Origin of the sequence: Pseudoalteromonas rhizosphaerae (assembly GCF_028885455.1) — a bacterium.
Lineage (GTDB): Bacteria > Pseudomonadota > Gammaproteobacteria > Enterobacterales > Alteromonadaceae > Pseudoalteromonas > Pseudoalteromonas rhizosphaerae.
In genome coordinates, this window is sequence record NZ_CP118496.1 from 3,632,854 (window position 1) to 3,646,697 (window position 13,844).

A 13,844-nucleotide genomic window follows, 5' to 3' on the forward strand; every position below is an offset into this window, starting at 1 on the left:
CTTTTATTGCTCTGCTTTGTAAGGTTGAATCATTTATGAAAAACCAACTCTCACAACGGATCTGCTGCCCACATTGTGGCCATCATATTCATATTACCCTTGATGCTAGTGATGGCGATCAAGATTACTTCGAAGATTGCGCAGCATGCTGTAACCCTATCCATTTTAATATGCATATTGACTATGCAAATAGTAAGGTAGAGTTACATATTGATAGCGATGACGAACAAATATTTTAGCCTAGCATTTATATTTGACTACGAAGCCTGCTGTCGTAAGTAATTTTCGACCGTATTGATGATGGTATAAGTTTGTTGATCAACCTCGATATTTAGCGCATCACCAATTGCAGCCTTACCAATATTGGTAATAGCTAACGTCTCTGGGATCAAATGCAGCCAAAAGCCCTGCTCATCGGTTTCACCTACCGTGAGACTAGCGCCATTGACTGATACAAAACCTTTATACATCACATACTTTTGCCATTGACTTGGTAAGCATAACTGTATTTTACAATTATCTTGTGTGTGAATAATATTTTCAATCTGGGCGGTGCAGTGAATGTGACCAGATACAATATGCCCACCTAACTCAGTACCAAAAGTCATAGAGCGCTCATAGTTAACGGTACTGCCAGCAATAAGCTTTCCTAAATTAGTTAACTGTAATGTTTCGTCAATTACATCATAGTGAACCTGAGCAAGCGGTTGATCAGAGATATTATCTACTTTAACAACCGTTAAACAGCAACCATTAATGGCAACGCTGGCGCCTAACTCAAGTTTTGTAACATATTGCTTTGCTACAGCGAGCACTAAACGCATCACACCTTGCTGCTGGTTAGTTGAAATCACCGTCGCTTGTGTTTGCACAATTCCTGTAAACATAAATCAATTCACCTTTTATTACCTAAAGTAGATACTATTCATATTATTTCACGCTTTAGTTTACCCGATCCACGTTATTATTACTGTAACCAATAACATTGACTCATCGCTATAATTTTTGATTCTGTGCTTTATCGATTACACTATCTGCCTCTTCAGTTTACGTAGTAAGTGATATGACTTTTTGTAGTTGGGAAGCCAAACGGTTAGTTTCTCTGGCAATCCCCGTTTTTTTAGCACAAGTAACCTTAGTTTTAATGTCAGTGGTCGACACCATCATGGCAGGACAAGTGAGTCCTACCGATTTAGCAGCATTGTCAATTGCAACCGGCGTATGGAACCCCGCCATGTTGGCTCTGCAAGGCATATTATTAGCCCTGACTGGCATAATTGCGCAATTTTCCGGCGCTAACGATAAAACCGGCATCAGCCATTACTTTCAACAAGGCTTGTACCTAGCTGGTGTATTGAGTGTTATCGGTTTATCTATTGCCTATTTTGCCGATATTATTATTCTCAAACTCGATACCAGCCCTGCTATCGCCAATATGGCCTATGACTATATTCATTTTGTAAAATGGGGCATTATTGGATTTTTAGTGTTCAGTGTTTATCGTAATATTACCGAAGGCATGGGGATGACAAAGCCGGCTTTTTATATCAGCTTAATTGGTTTAGCCATCAATATCCCAGCCAACTATGTGTTTATTCACGGTATGTTTGGTATGCCCGCACTCGGTGGTGCAGGCTGTGGGATTGCCACAGCATTAGTATTTACTGCTATGGCCATCGCACAAGTTATTTATTGCCAATTAAGTAAAAAAGTAGATGCCAAAACATTATTAGCAAACTTTCAAGCACCGCAATTACCAACCATGTGGGCAATTACTAAGGTGGGCATACCAATCTCACTTGCTACATTTTTTGAAGTCACTTTATTTGCCTGTATTCCTTTATTTATTGCGCACTTAGGTGCGGTTGCGGTAGCCGGCCATCAGATTGCTGCAAGTGTCACAACCTTGCTGTTTATGATGCCACTGAGTTTATCTATTGCGATCAGTATTCGGATTGGCAATTTATACGGCCAACATCATTTTGAGCAGCTTAAAAAAGCTATTTCAACAAGCTATATTCTAGCCATGATCATTGCCATTCTACTTGCTGCCATCACCTTCTTTGGCCGAAACGTGATCAGTCAACTTTATACAGATGATGCACGTGTTATTGCCTTAGCAACGTCAATCATGATTCTAGCGTGTATTTATCAGCTACCTGATTCCTTACAAGTAGCTGCCAACGGTATATTAAGGGGTTTAAAACACACAGCACCGATTTCGTATATAACCTTTATATCTTACTGGTTGATTGGTTTTTCACTGGGTTTTGTTTTAGCACGCACCGATTTAATAGTGCCAGCAATGGGCCCGCATGGTTTTTGGGTAGGTATCATCGTCGGCTTAAGTGTAGCCGCAGTGTTATTAATGCTCACTGTCGCGAATAGATTCAAACATGAACCACTTAAAAGCGCTTAAAAAATCGCACCAACAAGGTAACCAAAAGTCACGGTTTGGTTACCTTTGTAGTTTACTGTGCTGTTTACTGCTACTTTGTGCATGCACAGATAAACCCGCTGATGTGTATTTAGAATATCAGCAGCGCCTCGCGAATGCGTTAGATAAGCCAACTCCTGATACAGCAAAACTTACCAATGTTGCGCTATCAGTTGTTAGCAACAATAAACCAAAAAATGCACAACAGTTGAGCATATTGCAACTGGCACAACTTTCACACTGTAAACTCAATACCCTTATTGCTGAACATAATAGTCAACTAGGAAAACTCGCCTCTCCTGCTAGCCAGTTAATATACCAGATTCAATTTATTCAATTTGCACCACAGTGCTTAGATAGTCTAGAACCTGATTCAAAAAGTTATCAAGCCATAAGTAACGAATTACATAATAAAAAACAACAGTTATTAGATCAGTTCAAGCAGCTACTTTATAAAGACCCAGAACTAAAACGCACATGGCAGCTAACCGGCTATACACTTGATACAAACTTAGCCGGCCTTGTAGAAACCGAACTTGCGCTGCAAAGCCTAGTGAATTTAAAACAGCAAATAATACAGCAGCAATATGCACAAATAGACTCTCAAGCGCTCTATCCGCTACTGGCGCAATTGCGCCAGTTTAACTTCAATCAAGCTTTAATAAGCGCAGTACGCCAACAAACACAGCTAAATAATAGTACTAGTAACTTTTTAGCGAATATTGAGCTAAGCACACTATGCAACCCGCTAAAAAATAAACGCAAAGCACAGATCCTCAGCAACGTATTCAAGAAATATTACTTGCAGCAGTTACAACCCTATCAGGCTCAACTATCAGGTGCTTTAGAGCGCCTAATGCCGTTGTATCGAGCATTATGGCAAGACTCCAGCCCAACACAACCGCAACTAACGGCATTACTAAGCCCAGCGCAGCCAAGTAATATACTCACAGCATTTAAAGACTCCACCAAAACACACGTTATTTGGTGGCAAAAATTTTATAAAACGTGTGAAATCAGCCCAATATGAATAAAAAAACGGCAAACGAACTAAAAAAAGCGTTTCTCGCTTGATTCACTTCAGCGCACGCTATATATTAGCGACCGTTGTTAAGCAATTAGCACAACTTAAATTTATGATACGACCGTAGCTCAGTTGGTTAGAGCACTACCTTGACATGGTAGGGGTCGGTGGTTCGAATCCACTCGGTCGTACCAAATTTAAGGAAAAGTCCTATATAAAATATATTGTACGACTGTAGCTCAGTTGGTTAGAGCACTACCTTGACATGGTAGGGGTCGGTGGTTCGAATCCACTCAGTCGTACCAATTCAAGTAAAAACAAAAATCAGCCTAACCTACTTTATAAATCTTAAGTAAACTACAACTCAGCTGGTTAGAGCACTACCCACTCTTGATCACCCGGTCCACAGGTCAGTGGTTCGAATCCACTCAGTCGTACCAATCTTAATCACTAATATCCTCAATTCGTAAACCCTAGCTCAGTTGATTAGCCCACTACCTACTCTTGATCACCCGGTCCAAAGGTCAGCGGTTCGGATCCACTCAGTCGTACCAATCTTAATCACTAACATCCTCAATTCGTAAACCCTAGCTCAGTTGATTAGCCCACTACCCACTCTTGATCACCCGGTCCACAGGTCAGCGGTTCGAATCCACTCAGTCGTACCAATTCAAGTAAAAACAAAAATCAGCCTAACCTACTTTATAAATCTTAAGTAAACTACAACTCAGCTGGTTAGAGCACTACCTACTCTTGATCACCCGATCCACAGGTCGGTGGTTCGAATCCACTCAGTCGTACCAATTCAAGTAAAAAAATCATCCTAACCTGCTTTATAAATCTTAAGTAAACTAAAACTCAGCTGGTTAGAGCACTACCCACTCTTGATCACCCGGTCCAAAGGTCAGCGGTTCGAATACACTCAGTCGTACCAATTCATAAATAGAAATTATATCAAGAAAAAGCACTACCTACTCTTGCTCACCCGGTCCAAAGGTCAGTGGTTCGGATCCACTCAGTCGTATCAATTCTGAATAAATAAATTAAAAAATGCCCGCCACGATTTGACTCTACACAGAAGATCAATGATTCAAATATTAAATACCCAGCTCTTTCCTTCGCCATACAAATGCGCTTGATTGCTTATTGAAAATAGTAACATTTTCATATTCATCACTTGCTCTGCCAGCTAAGCCATAGCATACATGCAGTGGTAATAGATGCTCTTCTCGCGGATGACAATAACGTGCATGAGGCGCTTTATGCCAGTTTTGCATCATTAAATTACGCTTTGGTTCAGGCACGGTGTTATCACTTAAGGTCGATCGTAGCCACTGTTCAAATTCGTGGTTATTGATTTGGCTCTGCTGATTATCCTGCGCGAAAAATGCCTGCATGTTATGAAACGAAAAACCAGAGCCAATAACTAATAAGTTTTCATAATCCAAAGATTGCAACGCTTTACCGATTGCTAAGTGCTGTGCAGCATCTAAGTTATTCACTAGTGATAGTTGAATCGCGGGTATATCGGCTGCTGGGTACATTAATGTTAAAGGCACATACAAACCATGATCGTAACCGCGATGATGATCTAACTTCGCTTCAATACCAGCATGTTGTAACACTTGTTGTACTTTTTCAGCTAACTTGGGCTCTCCCTGACTTGAGTATTGCACTTGATAGGCAGCTGGCGGAAAACCATAATAATCGTAAATCATTCCCGGTGCAGCATTGGCAGTAATAGTAGCTACTGACTCCTCCCAATGAGCGCTAATCAATAAAATGGCACTTGGTTTTTTTAGCGTGCTTGCAAGTGATTTTAAATAAGCAACCAATTGTGTATGGTTTGGTTCATTTAACAGTGGCATTGGGCCGCCACCATGAGAGATAAATGCAATGTCTACATTATTCATAGTTACTCCAAACAAGCTCACTTAACATGAGCAAGTAAACCTTGATAGTTAAACTAACGCAAAGCTAAGACGCGGATTTATCCGTAATCCACGTCATTTCATAATAGTGATTAAACATGCTTGGACTGTAACTGCCTAGACGTTAATTTATTCGCTATAAAGTTATCAATACTAAAACGACCACCACCTTGTAATGTTAGCGCAATCAGTACTACAAACAGTGTCAGTGCATATTCGTAGCCGTTATTTGCCATAAACAAGCCATTGTCTATATGTACTGAAAAAATAGCCACTAGCATGGTAAATGCTGAAATAAGTGCAGCAGGACGAGTCAATAACCCAAGTAATAATGCTAAACCGCCAAAAAATTCAGCACTGCCTGCGAGTAATGCCATTAAATAACCTGGAGTAATACCGATACTCGCCATCCATTGACCTGTTCCTTCCAGACCATAACCACCAAACCAAGCAAACAATTTTTGTGATCCATGTGCAGCTAAAATCAAACCAATTGGCGCGCGAAGTATTAAAGCGGCAAGTCCTGCATCTGATTTTAGTATCGTGTTTATTAGTTTCATTATTTGTTCCTCTTTAGCAAAGTATTTATTTACGTTTTAATTAGACCCTGTTGGGATAAGTACACTTTACTATCAATGTCATGGCGGAGTAAGATGACAAATAAAGAATGATTAACAACAAAATGTTGTTAATCAATTTAAATATGAGAAAAATTATGGATAGAATTGATGCAATGCGAGCCTTTGTATCTGTGGTGATCGAAGGTAGTTTTAGCAATGCGGCAACAACCTTACAACTTTCACCACAATTGGTTAGTAAGTACGTTTCTAAACTAGAAGAACGCCTTGCTGTACGGTTACTAAATCGCACTACCCGTAAAGTAAGCCCCACTGAAGCTGGCACACATTATTTTCAGCATGCGCAACAGATATTGTTAAGTATTGATGAAATGGATTCACAATTAGGGGGCTTACAGCAGCACCCAACCGGAACTCTGAGAATAAGTGCTCCAGTGTCATTCGCGTTAAAACACATGGGTAAATTAGTGACTGAGTTCCAATCACATTACCCTTTTGTTAATGTTGATTTGCAACTGAACGACCGCAAAGTTGACATTGTTGATGAAGGTTATGATGTAGCACTGCGTATTGGTCGACTCAAAAGTTCGTCTTTGATTGCCAAGCAGGTCGCGCCCATTAGATTAATTTTATGTGCCTCACCTGACTACCTTGAAAAACATGGTACTCCTGAAAAACCTGAAGACCTAAAAAACCACCGATACTTGCATTATAGCTACACAGAAATGGATACTAAAGACGAAATATATCAGTGGTTAAGGGTAAAAAACACGCAACGTAGTAGCGAGTTTCAAAGTAATAATGGGGATGTATTAGTTGATTGTGCTATCGCCGGTGCAGGGATAGCATTACAGCCTACATTTATCGCCAGTGAAGCCATTAATAGTGGCAAGTTGATCGAAGTTTTACCTCAATTTGCAACGGGAACTGTTGGTTTATATGTTGTTTATGCCCACCGAAAATTACTACCACATAAAATCAGGTGTTTTATTGATTTTATTAACGGATACTATGGTACGCCGCCATATTGGGACAAAGCAATCGTTTAATCAGTAAAGCCAAACCGCAGTGTAAGCATAATTAAACTGCGTTTTGACTCACCTAAAATTAACGCAAAATCACCAGCGGCAGTTGGGTGTTTTCTATCATTTTTAGGGTATTACTGCCCAAAAAAGCATGTGCTATTTTTGAATGCGAAAAGGCCCCCATCACCAGCATTTCTATTTCATTTTTAGCTTTATATGCCATTAAAGAACTAAAAATATTACCTTCTAAAATACTTGATTTGACTTCAAAACCACTTTCAATAAGCAACGCATCGGTGCGTTTAAATTTTTCCAACAAATCATGTTTGCCATTTTCTACAGTCACCAAATGACACGTTAAATGATGCAACAAGCCACCAGCAATAATCTGTTTAACCATTTTATCTGCTGTTTCTCGTCCATCATAAGCAAGCATAAAGTTGTTCGGCTCACTAAAGTGACGATTGGCAATTAAAATAGGTGTATGAACATGGCGAATAACCTGCTCAATATGCGACCCAATAGCTTTAAAATTCTGTTCGTGAGTTTTACCGCTTCGGCCAATAACAATCAGTCGCGCTGCATCTTCAAGGTCGCAAATTGCCTCAACAATACCGCTATGGCGCTGCTTACTTTCAATTGATTTACACCCTTGTTGGCTAGCAAATACAATCGCGTGCTCTAACATTTCTTTGCCTATTTGCAATGCTAATTTACTGCGTTGCTCATCCAGTGTCGCCATCTCTGATAATAATGCTGTAGTTGCACCAAAACCAATTATGCCACTTAAGTCGTCAATCACAGCTGCGTTTTGTTTTTCTATGGCATGCAAAAATAGCATCGATTTATTAAGTTTCTTGGCCGCCCAAATCCCCGCCTTACACACATCATCTGTGTAAACTGAGCCATCTATACAAGTAATAATTTTATTCATTGTGTTCTCCTTAATGGCCTGCCATGAGTTTTTCAACTTCTTCAGGGTCATTGTGAACGCCAAATTTGTCAACAATCGTTGCTGTCGCGTCGCTCATACCAATAATCTCGACCTCTGCACCTTCGCGTCTAAATTTAATCACAACTTTATCAAGCGACGACACTGCCGTAATATCCCAAAAATGCGAATGGGTTAAGTCAATCACTACTTTAGCAACGACCTCTTTAAAGTCAAACGACTCAATAAACTGCTCTGAGGATGCAAAAAACACCTGTCCAACAACCTGGTATACTCGTTCATCAGCCGATGATTGCGCTGGCTTTACAACCATAAAACGACCAATTTTATTGGCGAAGAATAGTGTCGCCAATAGCACACCGACCAATACTCCCATGGCCAAATTATGCGTTGCGACAACAACAACGACCGTAGCAACCATTACGATGCTACTTGATAATGGGTTTTTCTTTAAATCTCGCAGTGAATTCCAAGAAAAGGTGCCAATCGACACCATTATCATCACGGCAACCAGTGCCGCCATTGGAATTTGCTTTAGCCATTCATCTAAAAACACCACCATAAGTAGCAGAAAAGTACCCGCGGTAAAACTTGATAAGCGGCCACGTCCCCCTGATTTTACATTAATGATCGACTGGCCAATCATCGCGCAGCCGGCCATTCCTCCCATTAAACCTGAACCTATGTTCGCGATCCCTTGACCTTTACATTCACGATTTTTATCACTAGCGGTATCGGTTAAGTCGTCAACAATTGTCGCTGTCATCATCGACTCCAATAAACCAACGACAGCAAGGCCAAATGAATAAGGAAGAATTATTAGCAGTGTGTCGAGGTTAAAAGGCACATCAGGCCATAAAAATATTGGTAAGGTATCTGGTAACTGGCCCATATCGCCAACAGTTCGAATCTCAAGTCCTACCAACATTGCAACCAAAGTTAAAACCACGATACACACTAGTGGTGATGGAATTGTTCTGCCTATCACCGGTAAGTAAGGGAATAAATAAATGATCCCAAGACCCGCAGCCGTCATCGCATATACATGCCATGTTACATTCGTCAGCTCCGGCAGCTGTGCCATAAAAATAAGAATTGCCAACGCATTTACAAAGCCTGTAACCACGGAGCGAGACACAAAGCGCATTAAACTCCCCAGTTTTAAATAGCCTGCAATAATTTGTATCACACCGGTGAGTAATGTCGCCGCCAAAAGGTATTCTAAACCATGCTCTTTAACTAAGGTAACCATCAGTAAAGCCATAGCGCCAGTAGCGGCAGAAATCATCCCTGGTCGTCCACCCACTATCGAAATAACCACGGCAATACAAAATGAAGCATACAAACCGACTTTAGGATCCACGCCCGCTATAATAGAAAAAGCAATCGCTTCTGGTATTAGCGCAAGCGCCACCACAGTACCTGCTAGTAAGTCCCCTCGGATGTTAAAAAGCCAATCTCGTTTTATTTTTTCTAACATAAAAAACCTTGTCATGTAGTTAACATTAACGCCCATACAGCAGTCAATAAAACACCGACAATGCTTTTACTAAACGATGACAACCGCATTTTCATTAATGTTTTTTTATTTATTAAAACGGCACATAAGCGCCTACCAATGTTTGGTATATAGGTATCACGCAGCGGTGATTTAGAGGAGGAATAACTTAGGGCGGCGTTAAACGCAAAACATTGTTCCTTATGTAGAATGAATAAATTATCGTCTTTATTCTTGCATCTAACGTATTTTTAAGCAAGCCAAGTAACTTTTGTGTAGGCGCTGACAGCTGCTGTCACTCCTTACCTTGCCAATAAAAACACATAAAAAAACATGCCATCATTTACCCGTTCCTTCTCAAACGGCTGCAACGATAAACATTGTAAATACATTTTAGTTATCGTCTTTTTAAGTTGTTAAATACATATATGCGACTAAACTTTAAGAATAATTACAAAAACTTATCAAATAAATGAAAAAGTACTTAGTCTTTCTATTGTTGTTTAGTGGATTCGCGAAAGCGACTATGACCCCTGTTTCTTACCAAGTCGGTGATCAAACAATCGTTGCTCCAGCAGTACGATATGAATATGGCTATGCTTACAATATTGAAGCAAAGAAACTTTTAAAACTAGTCACTTTAAATTGGCCCCCTTATATTGATGAATCACTTTGTAACAACGGTTGGCTATTTCAACTAACCGTTAAACTACTACTACAAAAAGGTTATGGAGTGCATATAGAGTTTCTCCCATGGGCCCGAGCACTAAGAGCGGCCGAATTAGGTCATGCAGATATTTTATTTCCTGAGTATTTTATTGATAATAATGTTATGTCAGAGAATAAGCCAAATAAAACGCGCAATGATTTAATGGCTTTATCCTCGGCTATTCGAAACTTGTCACTAGTAGCACTAAATGGCAGCCACTCAAACTATGACGGCAGTGTAGAGTCTATAAAAGATCAAATTATTGCTGTTGTCCGAGCATATAAAAACACCCCAGAACTCGATAAACTAATTGACTCAAAACAAATTAATACCATTGTTGCCAATAATGAGTTTCAGCAAATTCATTTACTTATGAGCCTACGGGTAGACCTAATTGTAGCTGATTTTGACGTTTTGATTGCCAGCATTGAAAAGTCTGCTGCCTCCGAAAAAGAAAAACAACAAATGAAAACTGCTCTAATGGTATTGTCCCCACCTCTAGGTTACAAACCCCTCTATTACACAGTAAGTAAAGCAAACCCATATTGGCAGGAAATTTTAGCCGATCTCAATAACGAGATAAAAAAAATGAAAGAGCAAGGAGCACTTTCAAGCTATATTGAAGAAAAAAAACAATGTAGCAGCTAAAAATAAGGCGCTTAAATGTTAGCAAATAAGCGCCTATATATTATTAAAACAACGACTCAAATGTCCCATCAGGAAATAATATACCAGGAACCCCTCTTACCGCTGTTACATCTGCGATTTGTGTATCGCCAAAATATAATCCACCACTGTAGTTTCGACCTTTTTGCTTAACATCTAACCAGCGACCTTGAGCACCGTGGATCACGGCATTAATATTATTGCCAACAGTACGTAAGTTAATTTCAAGTGCTCTATCCTTTAGCCGTAAGGCAATCTCTGCATTGCTAATATCAGCTAAACGATTCAAACGACCAACATAAGCAAACTGAAAATCCGGTGCGCCATTTAATGGCGTTATCAATTGCACAGCAAATGCAAGATTCTGTGTAGCTTCATTTATAAATGGCGTTGCTTCTATTGCTTGTAGGTTAAACTGTGTCGTTTGATTTTCACTAACAAGCTGACCTTTAAAGTCAAAGCCAGATACCACTGTCACAAGCTCTTCAAAAGGAGTAACGAAGCGATCAGCGTTTAGCTTTATATCACCGGTTAAGACGCCGCTATTGGCACTTTCTAATGAAACCTTTGTCTCTATATTCAGCTGCCCGGTTGTTTCACTTTGATCATTTGAAAATGGATCGTCAGTTCCATCAAATGACAACACTAAATCACTCACATCGGCGTTTAGTTGAGCATCTTTGCCTATCACTTTCGCACTAATAATACCGGATACTTTATTACCCAGCAGTCCACTTACTTGCCATTGTGGAATATTTAAATCTAGCTGTACGTCATGCTCATCATACTGGCCACTAATAGCCCAAGAATAAGGGGATTGTTGGTAGTTTATTGTCAGTCCCTGTAAATTATAAACTCCTGCGTCGGTATTATTTAATGGCGAAAAGTTATAGAGCACGTCATAAAGCACATTCGCTAAAACGATAATAGTTTGTTGCGAGTCTTCGCCTAATATTGTTTCAAATTCAGTTAGCTTTTGTTTGAGCTCATCACTGTACGTTTGCTCTTGTAAGCGTGCCACACCTATTATATTACGCACATCTTCGAGTAACTCACGAGAGTGTAATTGCTCTTCATCTCGTTCTAGTGGCGAAATATTGCTAGCATTCCCAATCATAACTAGCTTTTGTTTGACCTCTCCAACGACGGATTGCAATAATTGATTACCATCTTCATTAAGTAAATTCTCTGACACATAGCGATCTGCAAAAGTACGATAAAGTGGCAAACTTGCTAACTGGGCCTGTTGTTCTACCACCGTATTATTGGCTGTATTTAAACTCGCCTCGATATCCGCAGCTCTTTTTAAGATCACACCAAAAGTCAGTGCATTAGTAAGCAACTCAGCTTCAAGGCTGTCATTCAACTGACTATGAGTGAGGTGATAAAAAGGTGTCGCACTCAAGCTTTGTGTGGTTATGCTTATGTCTAAGTTATTGTCGCTAATCACTGAGCTGATCGGCGATAAATAGACCTTATTTTCGCCCGGGGCTGCAAAAAAATCAGCACGGTAACTTAATGTCATATCCATCACTTCTTGATAATCAATGCGACGATTAGAATTCTGATCATTCGGGTTGTTTCTCACTGTGCGACCACAACCTGCAAAACTTGGACATGTTAACGTCGTTGCATTTGAGGTAAATTCAACATGATGAAAATTTAAAGTTGTGGTTGGTAAAGTCACATCATTAATATTTGCAACGTCAATATTTTCTATAGAGCCCGTGTTATCATTAATGAGTGTTAACGTACCCGCAGTGGATTGCCAAGGCGCAATATAAAAGCTTACCGAGGAGGACGTCAGCATGACAGGCAAAGTGTTTGTTGTGCCATTATCTGATGAGTCACCACAACCAACTAATGACATAAGTAAACTAACTGATATAAGTTTTTTAAACATCACAAGTCCTTAAAACGCTAACTTCAGGTACCAATTTACATTGGCATAATACGCTTTATCAATATCGAGATTATCGGTCTGTATATTAAAACCAAAATAATCGTTCTCAATACCCAGCAAAAACGCTTCACTTTTTATTTCATAACCACCAATAACTGCCCAATGATCCCAAAAGTGCATGCGTGCTTTTAATTGAGAAAACGTATCTTGATCAAATTGTTTAACCATCAGCTCTGAAGAAAACAAATCATTAATACGATAATCCGCATAAACCTTAACGCGCACCGGCATATCAAATTTATGTGTAACTTCATTACCATACTCTGACGTTGCTAAGCGTATTGTAGGCTCAGTAACAATATCGCCATCATCGTTTTCAGTAAACGGGAGCTCTGTTGTATAACCATTTGCAAAACCACTTTTTTTATACTCGGTTTCATACAGTAAGTCTTGTGCGAGAAGGCCTATGGTTAAGTCTTGATTTATTTTCCAATTAACTGCTAAATCAACGCTGTACCCTAAGCCGGATGGGTTCTCATCAGGAGTAAATCGCTTAAATAAAATATCTTTCGAAAAATAAGAGTCAACTGTTAATGCGCCTTGGATCTCATCACTATAAACTGTACCTTCTACATTTATATCTTGAAAATGCGTACTAGCAAAAACCGTTAATTTAGGCGTTATTGTTAATGCGTCAGAATCTAAAAATTTGAAATCATATGAAACAAACAATCCATTGGTGGTTGATTGCTTACCGTCTAGGTAATAAACATAATTTCTATCTTCAAAAGGAAGATCATTTTTTTCGGTATGAAAGTAAACAGCAGTATCCGGATCAAAACTTAAAACATAATCAAAACGACTTTGATAACCGACTTTAAAATTTCCATAACCAACGCCAAACTCAAACACATTATAAGTAAATGCGCTATCACCTGATGTAAGTGGAGCATCAAAGTCGTCAATAAAGGCAGTGACAGGTTGTGCTTCTGTATACACTTCTGAATCGAATGTGGTAAAGACTTGAAACTGCTCTGCAGCGTAACTAATAGGGGTAATTAAAAAAGCGGAAAATCCTAACGTGAGAATTTTTTTTTTCATACTTATTTCACTTGTTATTA

At 39.5% G+C, this 13,844-nt stretch carries 12 protein-coding genes and 2 tRNA genes; 7 read left to right on the forward strand and 7 right to left on the reverse strand.

The genetic code is table 11. The features are described from left to right. The first annotated feature begins 35 nt into the window (after window positions 1–35). On the forward strand, window positions 36–239 hold the full coding sequence (locus PVK79_RS15615) for a CPXCG motif-containing cysteine-rich protein (RefSeq protein WP_145233067.1): 204 nt from the start codon (window positions 36–38) through the stop codon (window positions 237–239). An 18-nt stretch (window positions 240–257) separates the two neighbouring features. Here PVK79_RS15615 and PVK79_RS15620 read toward each other — a convergent pair whose 3' ends face one another. Beyond that, window positions 258–887 (reverse strand): riboflavin synthase subunit alpha, encoded by a 630-nt coding sequence (locus tag PVK79_RS15620; protein ID WP_145233066.1) that lies wholly within the window; start codon window positions 885–887, stop codon window positions 258–260. A 176-nt stretch (window positions 888–1,063) separates the two neighbouring features. Here PVK79_RS15620 and PVK79_RS15625 point away from each other — a divergent pair, with 176 nt between their 5' ends. From PVK79_RS15625 to PVK79_RS15640, 4 genes are all read left to right on the forward strand, one after another. Continuing rightward, window positions 1,064–2,419, forward strand: a complete 1,356-nt coding sequence (locus PVK79_RS15625; protein ID WP_182731282.1) for an MATE family efflux transporter — start codon at window positions 1,064–1,066, stop codon at window positions 2,417–2,419. Continuing rightward, window positions 2,397–3,467: a DUF3080 domain-containing protein gene (locus tag PVK79_RS15630; protein ID WP_257326134.1), complete on the forward strand. Its 1,071-nt coding sequence runs from the start codon at window positions 2,397–2,399 to the stop codon at window positions 3,465–3,467. The genes PVK79_RS15625 and PVK79_RS15630 overlap by 23 nt, the downstream gene beginning before the upstream one ends. A 111-nt stretch (window positions 3,468–3,578) precedes the next feature. After that, window positions 3,579–3,655 (forward strand) — tRNA-Val (locus PVK79_RS15635). Between the two features lie 34 nt (window positions 3,656–3,689). Beyond that, window positions 3,690–3,766 (forward strand) — tRNA-Val (locus PVK79_RS15640). Between the two features lie 792 nt (window positions 3,767–4,558). Here the strand turns inward: PVK79_RS15640 and PVK79_RS15645 are convergent. Both PVK79_RS15645 and PVK79_RS15650 read right to left on the reverse strand, forming a co-directional pair. Next, a complete protein-coding gene (locus tag PVK79_RS15645; protein WP_257326135.1) occupies window positions 4,559–5,374 on the reverse strand; it encodes a DODA-type extradiol aromatic ring-opening family dioxygenase in 816 nt (271 codons plus the stop codon). Window positions 5,375–5,484: 110 nt separating this feature from the next. Next, window positions 5,485–5,952, reverse strand: coding sequence for a DoxX family protein (locus PVK79_RS15650; protein ID WP_145233063.1), 468 nt, complete (start codon window positions 5,950–5,952; stop codon window positions 5,485–5,487). 155 nt (window positions 5,953–6,107) lie between these two features. Between PVK79_RS15650 and PVK79_RS15655 the strand changes: the two genes are divergently transcribed. Next, entirely contained in the window at window positions 6,108–7,019 is a 912-nt protein-coding gene (locus PVK79_RS15655) for a LysR family transcriptional regulator (RefSeq protein ID WP_257326136.1), read from the forward strand. Between the two features lie 58 nt (window positions 7,020–7,077). On the opposite strand, the gene PVK79_RS15660 is transcribed toward PVK79_RS15655, so the two are convergent. Both PVK79_RS15660 and PVK79_RS15665 read right to left on the reverse strand, forming a co-directional pair. Then, window positions 7,078–7,929 (reverse strand): universal stress protein, encoded by an 852-nt coding sequence (locus PVK79_RS15660; RefSeq protein WP_257326137.1) that lies wholly within the window; start codon window positions 7,927–7,929, stop codon window positions 7,078–7,080. A gap of 10 nt (window positions 7,930–7,939) precedes the next feature. Then, complete coding sequence (locus tag PVK79_RS15665; protein WP_257326138.1) at window positions 7,940–9,427, reverse strand: SulP family inorganic anion transporter; 1,488 nt, start codon at window positions 9,425–9,427, stop codon at window positions 7,940–7,942. 544 nt (window positions 9,428–9,971) lie between these two features. Between PVK79_RS15665 and PVK79_RS15670 the strand changes: the two genes are divergently transcribed. Then, the gene (locus PVK79_RS15670) at window positions 9,972–10,802 is read left to right on the forward strand and encodes a substrate-binding periplasmic protein (protein WP_257326139.1); all 831 of its coding nucleotides are present in this window, start codon (window positions 9,972–9,974) and stop codon (window positions 10,800–10,802) included. Window positions 10,803–10,845: 43 nt separating this feature from the next. On the opposite strand, the gene PVK79_RS15675 is transcribed toward PVK79_RS15670, so the two are convergent. Together PVK79_RS15675 and PVK79_RS15680 are read right to left on the reverse strand one after the other, a co-directional pair. Next, complete coding sequence (locus PVK79_RS15675; RefSeq protein WP_145233610.1) at window positions 10,846–12,723, reverse strand: hypothetical protein; 1,878 nt, start codon at window positions 12,721–12,723, stop codon at window positions 10,846–10,848. Window positions 12,724–12,732: 9 nt separating this feature from the next. After that, the gene (locus PVK79_RS15680) at window positions 12,733–13,824 is read right to left on the reverse strand and encodes a hypothetical protein (RefSeq protein WP_257326140.1); all 1,092 of its coding nucleotides are present in this window, start codon (window positions 13,822–13,824) and stop codon (window positions 12,733–12,735) included. Between the last annotated feature and the right edge of the window lie 20 nt (window positions 13,825–13,844).